A 13,495-nucleotide genomic window follows, 5' to 3' on the forward strand; every position below is an offset into this window, starting at 1 on the left:
GGAAAAACTGATTATGAAAATCAAATTATATAAATCCGTAGCCTTATGTTCGTTACTGGCTTTGGCCGGATGCCATGATTTTGAGGAATTGAATACAAATCCTTACGCACCGATTTACGACCCGACTGTGGAGAATGTATCGGCCGACGGTATAGATATTGATTATACTTTGACGGAACATGCCATGGCAAGTTTGAAAGGGATGGAAGGTGCTATCGGAAGTATTTTTGCCAACTTCACCTACGAAGGTCCTTACAATGATTATCAGACAACAACCAATCTGACTCATGATATCTATGCCGGTTATTGGGGAAACAATGTCAGCGGCTTTGTGAATCAGGCGCCTACCTATTCTTATACGGATGGATGGTCGGCCAGCCGCTGGAAGCATTTCTATGATGACCGCAGCACTTCGGAATACAGCCAGTTGGTCAAGACATTCTATTTCTGCAATAAGGATTATTACCATACGGCATTCTATATCACCCGTATTTATTATGCTTTCTTGTTGTCCATGCAGACGGACACTTACGGAGATATTCCTGTAGCCTACTATGTGAAGGGAGCCATGCCACCGGAAGAAAATGTGACCTATACACCTCAAAAGGAAGTTTATAATATCCTTTTCCAGCTGTTGGATCAGGCAATAACAGAGTTGCATCAGGAAAATCTTCCTGCTGTCAGTCAGTATGATTTAGGTGACAATGACAAATGTTATGGGGGTGATGTGGACAAATGGCGTCGTTTTGCCAATACACTGCGTTTGCGCCTTGCTTTGCGTGTATCCAATGTAGACCCGGCTTTGGCCCAGACTCAGGCAAAGGCGGCTTTGACAGACCCTGCCGGTTTGATGCAAAGTCAGGATGACAATATGAAGCAGACTCCGAAACGTCAGTATATCGCCGGCGGTAATGAAAATATCTACGCGTTGTTGTTCAGTTGGACCGGCAATGCTGTATTGTCGAAAGAAATGGAACGGGCTTATAAGAATCAGGCTTTGAAAGAAGGTGCGGCAGCCGATGCCGTTACTTTCAATGAGAATTCTGAGAACTGTTATCTCGACCCTCGTTGTGAAGTTTTATGGTTCCGTCCTACTCCGTTTGATTCGTTGACTACCAGTCCGCTTCCTACAGAGAATCTGAAGAGAGATTTCAACGGAGTGATGAATGGAGAAACCAATGTAGGCGGTTCTTATCTGAACAGATATTCTGCCAACCGCTGTATTCTGTCATCTGATGCCATGAACAAGGATTATTGGTGGAATCTGGCTCGTGAAATTGTCTGGATGGGTTATGCTGAAAGCTTGTTCCTGAAAGCGGAAGCGGCATTGCGCTGGCCGTCATTGGTGGATGAAACAGCCGAAGCCCTTTATTTGAAAGGTATCAAGGCATCTATGGATTATTATGAAATTGATGCGGACAAGGCCAATGAATACATCAGTCATCTGGATGGCGTAAAAGCATTTGCCGGTGGTAGCAAGGAAGAACAGTTGGAACAGATTATTACTCAGAAGTGGATTGCCGTTTTCCCGAATGGAAATGAAGGATGGGCGGAAGTGCGCCGTACCGACTATCCGCGTTATCTGCTGGCTCCGGTCAATGGAAACAATTCCAATGGAGAAGTGGCGTCCGGCAAGCTTATCAAACGCATCAACTATCCTAACAGCGAGTCCCGTAACCCCAATAAACCGGGCAATGTGAACCAGGGTAGCCGTGTATGGTGGGATGTGACCGATACGATGAATGATAGAGGTCAGTGGCATACTCCGAATAATTTCCGCTAGAAATTGCTATCTTTGTATCCTAGGGAACATAAAAAGAAACAAAATGAAGCAAATTCTATTTTTATTGGCAGCCGTCCTGTTATTGGGCGGCTGTGCGGAAGAGAAGAAGACCGACGTTCGTTGGGCTACTTTCAATATCCGTTACGACAATCCGCAGGACAGTTTGAACAATTGGCAATATCGGAAAGACCGTGTGTGCCAGTTTATTAAGGACCATGAGCTGGATATTGTCGGTATGCAGGAAGTCTTGCATAACCAGTTTCAGGATCTTCGCGCAGGCTTGCCCGAATACGATGGTATCGGTGTGGGACGTGATGACGGGAAGACAGCAGGTGAATATGCGCCACTTTTCTATCGTAAGGACAAATATGAGGTGTTGGACTCCAATACTTTCTGGTTGGCCGAAAATCCCGATAGCGTAGGAATGATGGGATGGGATGCGGTTTGTGTCCGTATCGCCACTTGGGCAAAATTTAAGGACAAGGCTACCGGAAAGATATTCATGGCTGTCAATACTCATTTTGACCATGTGGGTGAAGAGGCCCGCCGTCAAAGCGCATTGCTCATTATCCGTAAGATAAAAGAGATCGTAGGCGAACGTCCCGCAGTGGTTACGGGCGACTTTAATGTGACCGATGCGAGCGATGCATACGAAACAATCACCACCAACGAGTTTGTGATGAAGGATGCTTATAAGACGGCTGCCCGTGTGACCGGCGTTGATTATACTTTTCATGATTTTGCCCGTATCCTGGCCGAGGATTGTGAAAAGATTGATTTCATCTTTGTCACTCCGCAAGTTCTGGTGAAGAGTTGTGAAATACCGGCTGAAGTACCGGAAGCTTTACTTTCCGACCATAATCCTCAGTTGGCTGACTTGGAATTCTGATTTTTTAAATAGGTGAACTTACGCCGGTAGAGTCTTTAAAAGGGCTTTATCGGCGTTTGTTATTTTATTCTGTTGATACTTCTCATTATATGTAATCTTCTCCCATTTAAAATAATTTTCCTCCTTCGATAAGTGTGATACCTTACTTAATTGTTCTATATTTGTATCATTAATCCAATTTAATAGTATGAAGACATACAGTTACTATGTATTATTTTTGTTAGTTGTGTTTTGCGGATGTTCCCGTCCCACGGAATTAACATCGCCGGATGGCAATATAAAATTAGTATTCAACCTGAATGAGGCAGGAGCGATGACCTATGGAGTTTCTGTAGGAGGAAAACCGTTCATCACTCCTTCTGTTATGGGCTTTGAAGGCCGTGACGGGCTCAATCTCTCCAAAGATTTTCAGATAGAAAATACTGAGTTTACCACAAAGGATGAAACCTGGACCCAGCCTTGGGGGGAGAATAAATCTATCCGGAACCATTATAACGAGATGGCTGTGCGCCTGAAAGATCCGGCGAATACACGGCTGACCCTCCGTTTCCGCGTGTTCGACGACGGTCTGGGCTTTCGTTATGAATATCAAGTACCCCAAGTGGACAGTGTGTTCGTGATGGACGAGCTCACTTCATTCAATCTGGCGCAGGATGGTAAGTCATGGTCTATTCCCGCCAGTTTTGAAACCTACGAGTTGCTGTATCGTACCCTGCCCGTTAGCAAGGTGGATAATGCCAACACCCCGATGACTTTCAAAACAGATAACGGGGTATATGCCAGTATTCACGAAGCGGCTTTGACCGATTTCCCCGAAATGACTTTGAAGCATACCGAAGGTTGTCACTTCAAATCGGAACTGGCCTCCTGGCCCGATGGGGTAAAAGCCCGTTTTGCCGGAGGAACTTTCGTTACTCCGTGGCGCAGTATCCAGATAGCTCCCAAAGCGGTAGGTCTGATAAACTCCGGCCTGATACTGAATCTGAATGAACCTTGTGCGCTGGAGGGTGATTTGAGCTGGATACGTCCTATGAAATACGTAGGTATCTGGTGGGGAATGCATCTGGGGGTTGAAACGTGGACGATGGATGAACGCCACGGCGCTACCACCGCTAATGCCAAACGATATATAGATTTTGCTGCTGCCAATAACATAGAAGCGGTGATGTTCGAGGGCTGGAATGAAGGCTGGGAAAGTTGGGGCGGTATGCAGACTTTTGATTATACCAAGCCTTATGCCGATTTCGATATGGCAGAGGTGGCACGTTATGCCAAGGAGAAAGGGATTGAAATAATCGGTCACCACGAAACGGGTGGCAATATCTTTAATTACGAACGCCAGCTGGACAATGCTTACAAATGGTATGCAGACCTGGGAGTGCACAGCGTGAAGACCGGTTATGCCGGAGGACTGCCGGGCGGTCACAGCCATCATGGACAGTTCAATGTACGCCATTACCGCAAGGTGGTGCAGACTGCCGCCGGTTATCATACAACCGTTAATGTCCACGAACCTATCAAAGATACAGGAATTCGTCGTACTTACCCCAATATGATGACGCGCGAAGGCGCCCGCGGCATGGAGTGGAACGGATGGAGTGAAGGTAATCCCCCCGAACATCACGAGTTATTGCCGTTTACCCGCTTGCTGGGCGGTCCGATGGATTATACACCGGGTACTTTTGATATTCTTTATGAAAAGACACGCAATTCCCCACGCCGCAAGAAGTGGAATGACTTGGATAAAGGAAACAGCCGTGTGAATACCACCTTGGCAAAGCAGATAGCCAATTGGGTTGTCATTTATTCTCCGTTGCAGATGGCTTCGGATATGATTGAGAACTATGAAGGGCATCCTGCCTTCCAGTTCTTCCGGGATTTTGATGCGGACTGTGACTGGTCCGAAGCCTTGCAGGGCGAACCGGGAGAGTTTGTAGCTGTGGTGCGGAAAGCGAAAGATAAATATTTCCTGGGAGCCACCACGAATGAAGAGTCGCGTACACTCACCATTCCATTGGATTTCCTGGAGAAAGATAAAAAATACCATGCCGTGATTTATGCTGATGGAGAAGATGCCGACTGGAAAACGAATCCTACTTCGTATCAGATTAAGGACAAAGAGGTGACAGCAGCCGATACCTTGTCTGTAGTCATGGCAAAAGGTGGTGGACAAGCGGTGAGCTTTATTCCTATAACTGACTGATTTACCAAATGCTTCGTCCTATTGCGTTTATAGATTCCGAAAGGTAACTTCATCTCCTTCTGAAAGGGGATGAAGTTATCTTCGGTTATAGCCGAATTCAACAACCTTAATACTTAGATATAAATGAAAACAACCGAAACCCCAACTCCGGCCAGACGCCGTAGTCCTATTTTTTGGGTTCCCACCGCTTATTTTGGTATGGGGCTCCCTTTTGTTGTCCTCAATATGGTAGCTGTACTGATGTACAAAGGTCTGGGAGTCAGTGATGCGAAAATAGCCTTCTGGACCTCCCTTATCATGCTTCCCTGGACATTGAAACCCCTTTGGAGCCCGCTACTCGAAATGTACCGTACCAAGAAATTCTTTGTCGTCCTCACCCAGATGGTGTCGGGAGTCACTTTCGGGTTGATTGCCTTGTCGCTTCATCTTCCGTCCTTTTTTGCAATCACTATCGCCTTGTTCGCCATTGTCGCCTTTAGCGGGGCAACGCACGATGTGGCCTGTGACGGGGTATATATGGACGAGTTGAATGCACAGGAACAGGCTAAGTATATAGGTTGGCAAGGTGCTTTTTATAACGTAGCCAAGATTATCGGTACAGGTCTGCTGGTTTATCTGGCCGGTTTCTTGAAAGATGAATACGAAGGTCCTGCCGAAGATGCGGTACTCTATTCCTGGACGGTCATTATGATTGTCCTCGGAGGAGTGATGTTCGCTTTGGGACTTTATCATACCCGTATGCTGCCTTCGGGCAAGCATGCCCATTCGGTCACCTCTTTTTCGCAGAGTATGGCCGAGTTATGGAATGTCATCCGGAACTTCTTTACTAAAAAGCATATCGTTTATTACATCTGCTTTATTATTTTATATCGTTTTGCCGAAGGGTTTGTGATGAAAATTGTACCTTTGTTCCTGAAAGCCGGTCGTGATGTGGGCGGTTTGGGATTGACAGAACAGGAGATTGGCATTTATTACGGAACCTTCGGAGCGGCAGCTTTCGTACTCGGTTCATTGCTGGGCGGATATTATATTTCCGCACGTGGATTGAAAAAGACTTTGTTCTCCTTGTGTTGTGTATTCAATCTGCCTTTTATGGCTTACACGCTGCTTGCCATTTTCCAACCGCAGAGTGCGCCTCTTATCGGCGGAGCCATTGTGCTGGAGTATTTCGGATATGGCTTCGGCTTTGTGGGGCTTACCTTGTTCATGATGCAACAGGTGGCTGCCGGCCCTCATCAGATGGCGCATTATGCTTTTGCATCGGGTATCATGAACCTGGGTGTCATGCTGCCCGGTATGATGTCCGGATATGTCAGCGACTGGCTGGGCTATAAACTGTTTTTCATCTTTGTGCTGGTGGCTGCCATTCCGGCATTCCTGATGACTTGGTTTGTACCCTTCACGCACGAAGACAAGAAATAGAGAAAAACTATTAACCTAACAAAAAAGAGAATATGAGTGAATTGAAGATTGCGGGCAATCCGTTGCCCGGTATGCCGTGGGAGGAACGTCCCGAAGGTTGTAAAAATGTAATGTGGAGATGTAGCGCGAATCCCATCATTCCCCGTGATTTGCTGCCTACATCCAATAGTATATTCAATAGTGCGGTAGTACCTTTCGGCGAAGGGTATGCCGGAGTGTTCCGTTGTGATGATACAAACCGCCGGATGGCGCTCCATGTGGGATTCAGCAAGGACGCCGTTCATTGGGACATCAATCCGGAGAAGTTGCAGTTCCAGTGTGATATTCCTGAGATTGGTGAATGGGTGTACGGTTATGACCCGCGTGTCTGCTTTATCGACGACCGTTACTATGTGACCTGGTGTAACGGATATAAGGGCCAGCCCACCATCGGCGTGGCATGGACTACGGATTTCAAGACATTCCATCAGGTGGAGAATGCTTTCCTGCCTTTCAACCGTAATGGCGTGCTGTTTCCCCGCAAGATCAATGGTAAGTTTGCCATGTTGAGCCGTCCCAGTGACAACGGGCATACTCCTTTCGGAGATATTTATTATAGCGAGTCGCCCGACTTGGAGTTTTGGGGACACCATCGTCACGTCATGTCACCCGCGCCTTTTGAAGTAAGTGCATGGCAGTGCCTGAAGATTGGCGCCGGCCCCATTCCCATCGAAACCAGTGAGGGCTGGTTGCTGTTCTATCACGGTGTGCTTCGCTCCTGCAACGGTTATGTCTATGCCTTTGGATCGGCATTGCTTGACTTGGACGAGCCCTGGAAGGTGAAATTCCGTTCGGGACCTTATCTTATCTCTCCGCGTGAACCTTACGAATGCATGGGTGATGTGCCCAATGTATGCTTCCCTTGTGCGGCTTTGCATGATCCGGCAACGGGACGGGTGGCCGTTTATTATGGTTGTGCCGACACGGTGACCGGTCTTGCATTCGGTTATATTCCCGAAATTATAGAATTTACCAAACGTACTTCTATTATTTAAGCACCGTTTGTGCTGTTCTCATTCGAAAACAGAGGATGTGTCCTGTGGCTGTCACTTCGGCCCGGACACATCCTCTTTGTCTTTTTCCGGGAAAGGGAACTGTCTGGTTATAAAGCGGCTTTTAAGTGCTGTCTTCTCTTTGGCTAAGCGTTTTCTTCCGGATGATTAAGGGCTTTTATACTGAAACCTTCTACAGTCCATTGCAATGGACTGTAGAGTCTGCCGTAATGGACTGTACGGTCTGCTACAGTGGACTGTACAGTCTGCACCGGCAGACTATAGAAGATAATAGGAATAAAGACCTTAGTTGTATGGAGAAAAAGGCTTATGTTTGCTGTTGAAAGAGGTTAGGTTCCGATACGGAAAGACATCAGACCGGTATACCGGCAAATTATTCACAGGCAGTCCTCCGCCTCTCGATTTTTCTCTTTATCTTTGCCGGAAAAATAAAGCAGTCCATGAAACGACCCAACGTACTTAATTTAACCTGCCCTGCCATCCCCGTAGTTCGGATCGGTTTTGTCGGATTAGGAAACAGGGGCATTCTTGCACTTGAGAGATATATGCACCTGGAAGGCATTGAGGTGAAAGCACTTTGTGATTTGCGGAAAGAGAATATAGAGCGTGCAGAGCATATCTTACGGGAGTTCGGCCGTCCCGAAGCCGAGAACTATTCGGAAGAAGGGATGTGGCGCAAGATGTGCGAATGCAAGGAGATAGACCTCATTTATATTTGTACGGACTGGCTGACTCATACTGATATTGCCGTTTATGCCTTGCAGCAGGGCCGTCACGTGGCGTTGGAGGTTCCTGCCGCCATGAGTGTGGCCGATTGCTGGCGTTTGGTGGATACAGCCGAAGAAACCCGCCGTCACTGCATGATGCTGGAGAACTGTTGTTACGATGCATTTGCCCTGACTACATTGAACATGGTGCAGCAGGGGGTGTTGGGCGAAATCACTCATGCCGAGGGATCATACATCCATGACTTGCGCAAGCATTATTTTGCAGACGAAAAAGCGGGTGGGTATCACAATCACTGGATAAAGCTTTACAGCCAGCAGCATACGGGGAATCCTTATCCTACTCACGGCTTGGGTCCTGTCTGCCAATGGATGAATATTCATCGGGGAGACCGTATGGAATATCTGGTTTCCATGTCCTCGCGTCAGGCCGGTCTGTCTGCTTATGCCGGACAGGTGTTTGGCGCATCCTCCGAAGAAGCGGCGCAGAGTTATGAGATGGGGGATGTGAATACCACGCTGATTCATACTGCAAAAGGAAGAACTATCTTGTTGCAATATGATGTGACCACTCCTCGCCCGTACAGCCGCCATCAGACGGTGTGCGGCACGAAGGGATTCATGCAGAAATATCCTGTTCCCTGTCTTCTGCTCGATGAATATGGCAAGGAACCTTTGTCCGGTGAGCAGTTTGAGCGGATGATGGAGCAGTATAAACATCCTTTTACGGCAGTTATCGGCGAGGAGGCGCGGCGGAAGAATATGCCGAATGAAATGAATTATATCATGGACTATCGGCTTATTCATTGTTTGAGGAACGGTTTGCCGTTGGATCAGGATGTGTATGATGCCGCCGAATGGTCCTGCATTACGGAACTGAGCGAGCGTTCCGTGCGGCAGGGCAGTGTACCGGTGGAGATTCCCGATTTCACACGAGGGAACTGGAAAGAGAGATAGTGCTGTCAGTTCTTTAGCACAGGGGGGATAAACCGAATGGTTCTCACCTGAAGATGAAAAGAACGCTGATATGTTAATCTCCAGGTGAAAATACAGGCTTGTTTATTGAACTCCCATTGATGTTATCGTTTCTTGTCTTGTGGTGTTTCCACTATTATTTTTCCTTCTTTCATGGTGAACTGTGCGATTTTCAAATCATTTAGGGCGTCCAGTACGGTATTCACCGGGAGTTGGCGGTTGATATGGAAATAGATGCGTTCGTCCAGTAACGGACGTGAACGGAATACGATGCTGATGTTATACCATGAACCTATATCTTGCATGACTTGCCTCAAGTCGGTATTGTCAAAAGAAAATTCATTCTCCGCCCATCCTTTTCTCTTCTCCGTATCAACTCTTTTCAATTGGAGTTTTCCTTGTTTATCCAAGGATATTTGTTCCCCCGGGTGCATTTCCTTACTTTGATTGCGCTTGGTATGACTTACATTCACTCGTCCTTGATAGAGGATGACATCCGGCGAGTAACGGGGATAGGCTTTCACATCGAACACCGTTCCCAGTACTCGTGTTTGTAGTTGCTCGGTGCATACTATAAAGGGGCGGGAAGCGTCTTTGGCTACTTCAAAACGGGCCTCTCCGCTTAGTTTGACACTGCGAATGGTATCTGTAAACTCCTTTAGATACTCCAGACGGCTGTTTGCGCTGAGCAATACCTTGCTTCCGTCGCTTAATTGAACGGAGGTAATGGTAGCGGGCGGGGTGCTTACAATTATCCTTTTCCCTTCTTCCCGAAAAGTAATTTCCTCAGGAACTTCCAGTGAAGTGAAGACTTCCACTTCCTGCGGCTCAGGTTGCAGTAAAGGCTGGAATACAAGTACCAAGGCGATGACAGCGGCGGCTATACCTGGTATCGTTATTCGTCGGATAGATTGGTGTCTGATACGGTGACGACGGATGAATGTCTGCCAGGCTTTCCGGGTTTCGTCTGCGGTGGGAATATCCCCCAATGCTTCACCAAAGAGTTGTTCCAATTGATGGTCATTCCAAGTTCCGTTTTTGGGGGAGTCTTGGTTATGGGGATTCTTTCCGTTGTCCGGATGGATGTGGTCATTTGTTGAAAACTCCTTTTTCATTGTTTATCCTCCTTTTTCAGTATCGCTTCGCGCAGAGTCCGCAATGCTTTTGATATATGTTTTTTCACGGTGTCGGGGCTGATTCCCAATTCGTCGGCTACCTGTTGATATGTTTTTTTCTCCCAATAGCAGCTTCGCAAGATGGTGCAAGTCGGTTCGGGCAAACTGCGGGCTATGTTTTCCGCTTGCTGCAACAGTGCCTCGTGTGCGCGGTAACCCTGATTCATTTCCGCACGGGTGGCTTCGATGAGGCGGTCTATGTGTTGCTGTTCCACATTCAAATGCTTCAAGCGGTTGAGGCATCCGTTACGCACGGTGGCATAGAGCCAGGCGCTACGGGTGTTTTCCTTTAGTTGGTCGAACTCCTTCCAGGCTTGTTCCATGGTTTCGCTTACTATGTCCTTGGCTTCTTCCGTATTGCTCATCAGGGTGGTAGCAAAGCGGACGAGGCGTGGGTACATTTCTGCGAACAGTCGTTCGAAGTGCTCTTCTTTATGGTTTCTTCTCCTGAATAAAATCTGCATGTTTCCTTGTCTTCCGTGAACAAAGGTACGGAAATTTCCTTTTCTCCGCTGGGGTTACAGACGATTCTTTTCGCTTTGTCCGGCTCCGGTTCCTTTATATTTGCTCTTGGTGGCATTGAATTTATAGGATACTTGGAGGCCGAAGCGTTGGAAATCCCGGTAAATCCGATTTTCCATATAGGCATCTATGCCGTATAAATCAAAATGGAAATACCCTGTTCTAAGAATATCATTGGCGGTGAATGTTATGGTGAGTGTCTCTTTTAAAAAGGATTTGGAAAGGCGTGCATTGATTTGTCCTTCCGTGCGCGTTACAAAAAATCCTTGCCGGGAAGCGGTGGAGAGATATCCTTCCATATTGAAGAACCAGCCTTTGGGAAGGTTGAAGTTGTTGTCCAGACTGATATAGAAACGGGGTTGGTTCCGGTGTTCGGTGATTCCTATTTTATTCGCATTCATGTCCAAAAAAGCCATATTCACATTGAGTTGTGGTTCCCAACACCCCAGTTTGGGAGAGGCGTTGAAACTAATGCCGTAATTATGGGTTGTAGGAATGGTCTGTGTGGCAAATAAGAGGACGCCCGGATGTGTATCTTCCTTGTAGGGCATAATTATATTGGTATACATATTGAGAATACGGCTGAAATAGGCTGAGAAATAGAGCCAATTCCAAGAGGCGCCGGCCGAAAAGCGATGCGTCTTTTGGGTTTTCAGCAAAGGGTTTCCTTGAGAATACTCATATTTGCTGCGATAGCGGATGGAATTGGTCAATAGGCTATAATCGGGGTTATTTTTACGTAACCGGTAAGAGAGGCTGAAACTTTTGCCATTGTGTGACCAACTGGCGGCCAATACAGGAATAATATCATTATAGGTAGGGCTTTGTGCATCTATCCTTATCCCTTTTTCATAATAATCTGTTTGTTGATGTTCATAACGTATTCCCATATTCAGTTTCCAATGGCGGATGGATCTTGAATAGTCAGCAAATGCGGCATATACGGATTGTTTGATGTGGTCGTCGGCATCAGCAGAGAAACCGTTTTGGGTAAAGATATCATGGCGGTTGGTAAAAGTTTCTTCCGTACCGAATGAAAAACGTCCGTTCCATAAAGGGGCACTGACTACCAGCTTGGCGGCATAGAGGGAGCTGCGCATACGACTGTCTGCTTGCACGGTTGCATCGTCATTATTCATGGCGTTCTGGTCGGAATGCGAGCGTTTGAACAGGTAATCGGCGTTGAAGTCAATATTCCATTTGCCCAGTTCTCCTGCGTAGTAGGCGTTTGCCGCGTGATCCCAACCTGTATGTATTTGTTCTGCTGTAGTAAAGTTTATCCGGTCGGTTTCTTCATCGTTACGTCTGGTGACGGTTTTACCGGATGAATTTCTGTCTGCATTCCCTATTCCGGTTTCGGGCATATAGCGCAGACCGAAAGAATGGTGTTCATCCGGTTCATAATTGAATCCCAGCTCACCGGAAAAACGTTGGCTCTTATGGGTCTGCACATCATTTTTGTTGGTTTGCCAAATGGCGGAACCCTTGATGCGGTTCATATTTGTGGTTTTTCCATACGAGTTTTGCTGTGCCATATATCCCTTTACAAAGAGATCCAGACCGCCGGTGCGATAATTTAATGCCATATATTCGTTGGCGTTGGCGGAATGTCCTTGTGAATAAGTCGTATTGAAGTGGCCGCTCAACCCTTGTCCGCGCCGGCGGATGGTGCGGAGGCGGATGACGGCTGCTACGTCCGAGGCATATTCGGCTCCGGGAGTGGTGATGACTTCTGCGGATAAGATTTCGTTGGCCCGGATACGGTCCAGTTCTGTCATGTCACGTACTTTCTTATTATTTATATAGATTACAGGAGAACCGCATCCCATTACATTGTATTCGCCGTTATGGCCGGTGACGAAAGGAAGATGGGGCAACATTTCTGCGGCAGACCCCATTCGGGCTAGGGAAGTTCCTGCCACGTTGGCTTTTAGTCCGTTGGGACCCACTTCTATCATGGGGCGTCGGGCGCTGATGGTTACTTCCTGCATCAGTTGGGTGTCGGGAAGCAGGTGAAACGTAAGAGTAGGGTGGCAAGGTTGCACTTCCGTCTTATAGCCTATATAAGAAACCCGTATCAAGTAAGGTATCCCTTCTTCCGCTATCATCAGGAAACTTCCGTCTTCACGGGTGACACATCCGTTTACAAAGGTGGAGTCGCCGGGAGTCAATAAGAGTACATTGGAGTAGGGCAGCGGTTCATTCTTTTCATTGGTTACTTGTCCTCGTATTTCGGTAATGCGTATGTCTCTTCCCTTTTTCTGTATGGCGAAGTATTCTTCCCGTTCTTTACAAATGAAAGGAATGCCGTTCAGGACAGTGCCGATGGCTTCAAGTTCGGTCTTTTGCCGGATGGAGGCTGTAACCCGGTAGCTTTCTGTTTCGTTATAGGAGAAGATAATATTCTTTCCGCCTTCCTTTTCGATTAGTTTAAGGGCGGCGGGAAGTGGTTTGTCCTTTAATTCTATAGAGAATTGCCGGGGTGTTTGTGAATGAAGCGGAAGGATGATGCTGAATAATACGGTCATGATCCACGCTGTTTTCAAATAGCCGTCTGGTCTCATTTTACTAGTGTTTAATTGTTCTTTATGAGTAATACAACCGAGGTTTGTAATCGGGTACGGTAAAATAAGGAAAAAGATTCGATGGGTTGTCGGAATGGATTCCCGTGGTTGGTTCATGCGAAGGGAACGGATATAACTTTATGAAGAATTTATGAAGGATTGGAATAAGAATGGTTCATTGTAAT

At 46.9% G+C, this 13,495-nt stretch carries 9 protein-coding genes; 6 read left to right on the forward strand and 3 right to left on the reverse strand.

The features are described from left to right. The first annotated feature begins 13 nt into the window (after positions 1 to 13). The 6 genes from AB5062_RS11885 (at position 14) to AB5062_RS11910 (ending at position 9,031) form a co-directional block, all read left to right on the forward strand. Positions 14 to 1,783 carry a SusD/RagB family nutrient-binding outer membrane lipoprotein gene (locus AB5062_RS11885; protein ID WP_016271664.1) on the forward strand — a complete coding sequence of 590 codons (1,770 nt, stop codon included), beginning with the start codon at positions 14 to 16 and terminating at the stop codon, positions 1,781 to 1,783. 43 nt (positions 1,784 to 1,826) lie between these two features. Beyond that, positions 1,827 to 2,672: an endonuclease/exonuclease/phosphatase family protein gene (locus tag AB5062_RS11890; protein WP_032946117.1), complete on the forward strand. Its 846-nt coding sequence runs from the start codon at positions 1,827 to 1,829 to the stop codon at positions 2,670 to 2,672. A 187-nt stretch (positions 2,673 to 2,859) separates the two neighbouring features. Further along, entirely contained in the window at positions 2,860 to 4,875 is a 2,016-nt protein-coding gene (locus tag AB5062_RS11895) for a glycoside hydrolase family 97 protein (protein WP_032946116.1), read from the forward strand. A gap of 123 nt (positions 4,876 to 4,998) precedes the next feature. Then, positions 4,999 to 6,297 (forward strand): MFS transporter, encoded by a 1,299-nt coding sequence (locus AB5062_RS11900; RefSeq protein WP_005840985.1) that lies wholly within the window; start codon positions 4,999 to 5,001, stop codon positions 6,295 to 6,297. A 32-nt stretch (positions 6,298 to 6,329) separates the two neighbouring features. Continuing rightward, positions 6,330 to 7,331, forward strand: a complete 1,002-nt coding sequence (locus AB5062_RS11905; protein WP_005840987.1) for a glycoside hydrolase family 130 protein — start codon at positions 6,330 to 6,332, stop codon at positions 7,329 to 7,331. Between the two features lie 458 nt (positions 7,332 to 7,789). Next, on the forward strand, positions 7,790 to 9,031 hold the full coding sequence (locus tag AB5062_RS11910) for a Gfo/Idh/MocA family protein (protein ID WP_032938127.1): 1,242 nt from the start codon (positions 7,790 to 7,792) through the stop codon (positions 9,029 to 9,031). Positions 9,032 to 9,153: 122 nt separating this feature from the next. On the opposite strand, the gene AB5062_RS11915 is transcribed toward AB5062_RS11910, so the two are convergent. From AB5062_RS11915 to AB5062_RS11925, 3 genes are read right to left on the reverse strand one after another with little or no spacing between them, the layout of a single operon-like run. Next, positions 9,154 to 10,164, reverse strand: a complete 1,011-nt coding sequence (locus AB5062_RS11915) for a FecR family protein (protein WP_005840997.1) — start codon at positions 10,162 to 10,164, stop codon at positions 9,154 to 9,156. After that, positions 10,161 to 10,688 carry an RNA polymerase sigma-70 factor gene (locus AB5062_RS11920; RefSeq protein ID WP_005840998.1) on the reverse strand — a complete coding sequence of 176 codons (528 nt, stop codon included), beginning with the start codon at positions 10,686 to 10,688 and terminating at the stop codon, positions 10,161 to 10,163. The genes AB5062_RS11915 and AB5062_RS11920 overlap by 4 nt, the downstream gene beginning before the upstream one ends. Before the next feature lie 54 nt (positions 10,689 to 10,742). After that, entirely contained in the window at positions 10,743 to 13,310 is a 2,568-nt protein-coding gene (locus tag AB5062_RS11925) for an outer membrane beta-barrel family protein (RefSeq protein ID WP_011964825.1), read from the reverse strand. Between the last annotated feature and the right edge of the window lie 185 nt (positions 13,311 to 13,495).

The sequence above is a fragment of the Phocaeicola sp. RTP21359st1_B8_RTP21360_211022 genome (genome assembly GCF_040911965.1).
Taxonomy (GTDB): domain Bacteria; phylum Bacteroidota; class Bacteroidia; order Bacteroidales; family Bacteroidaceae; genus Phocaeicola; species Phocaeicola vulgatus.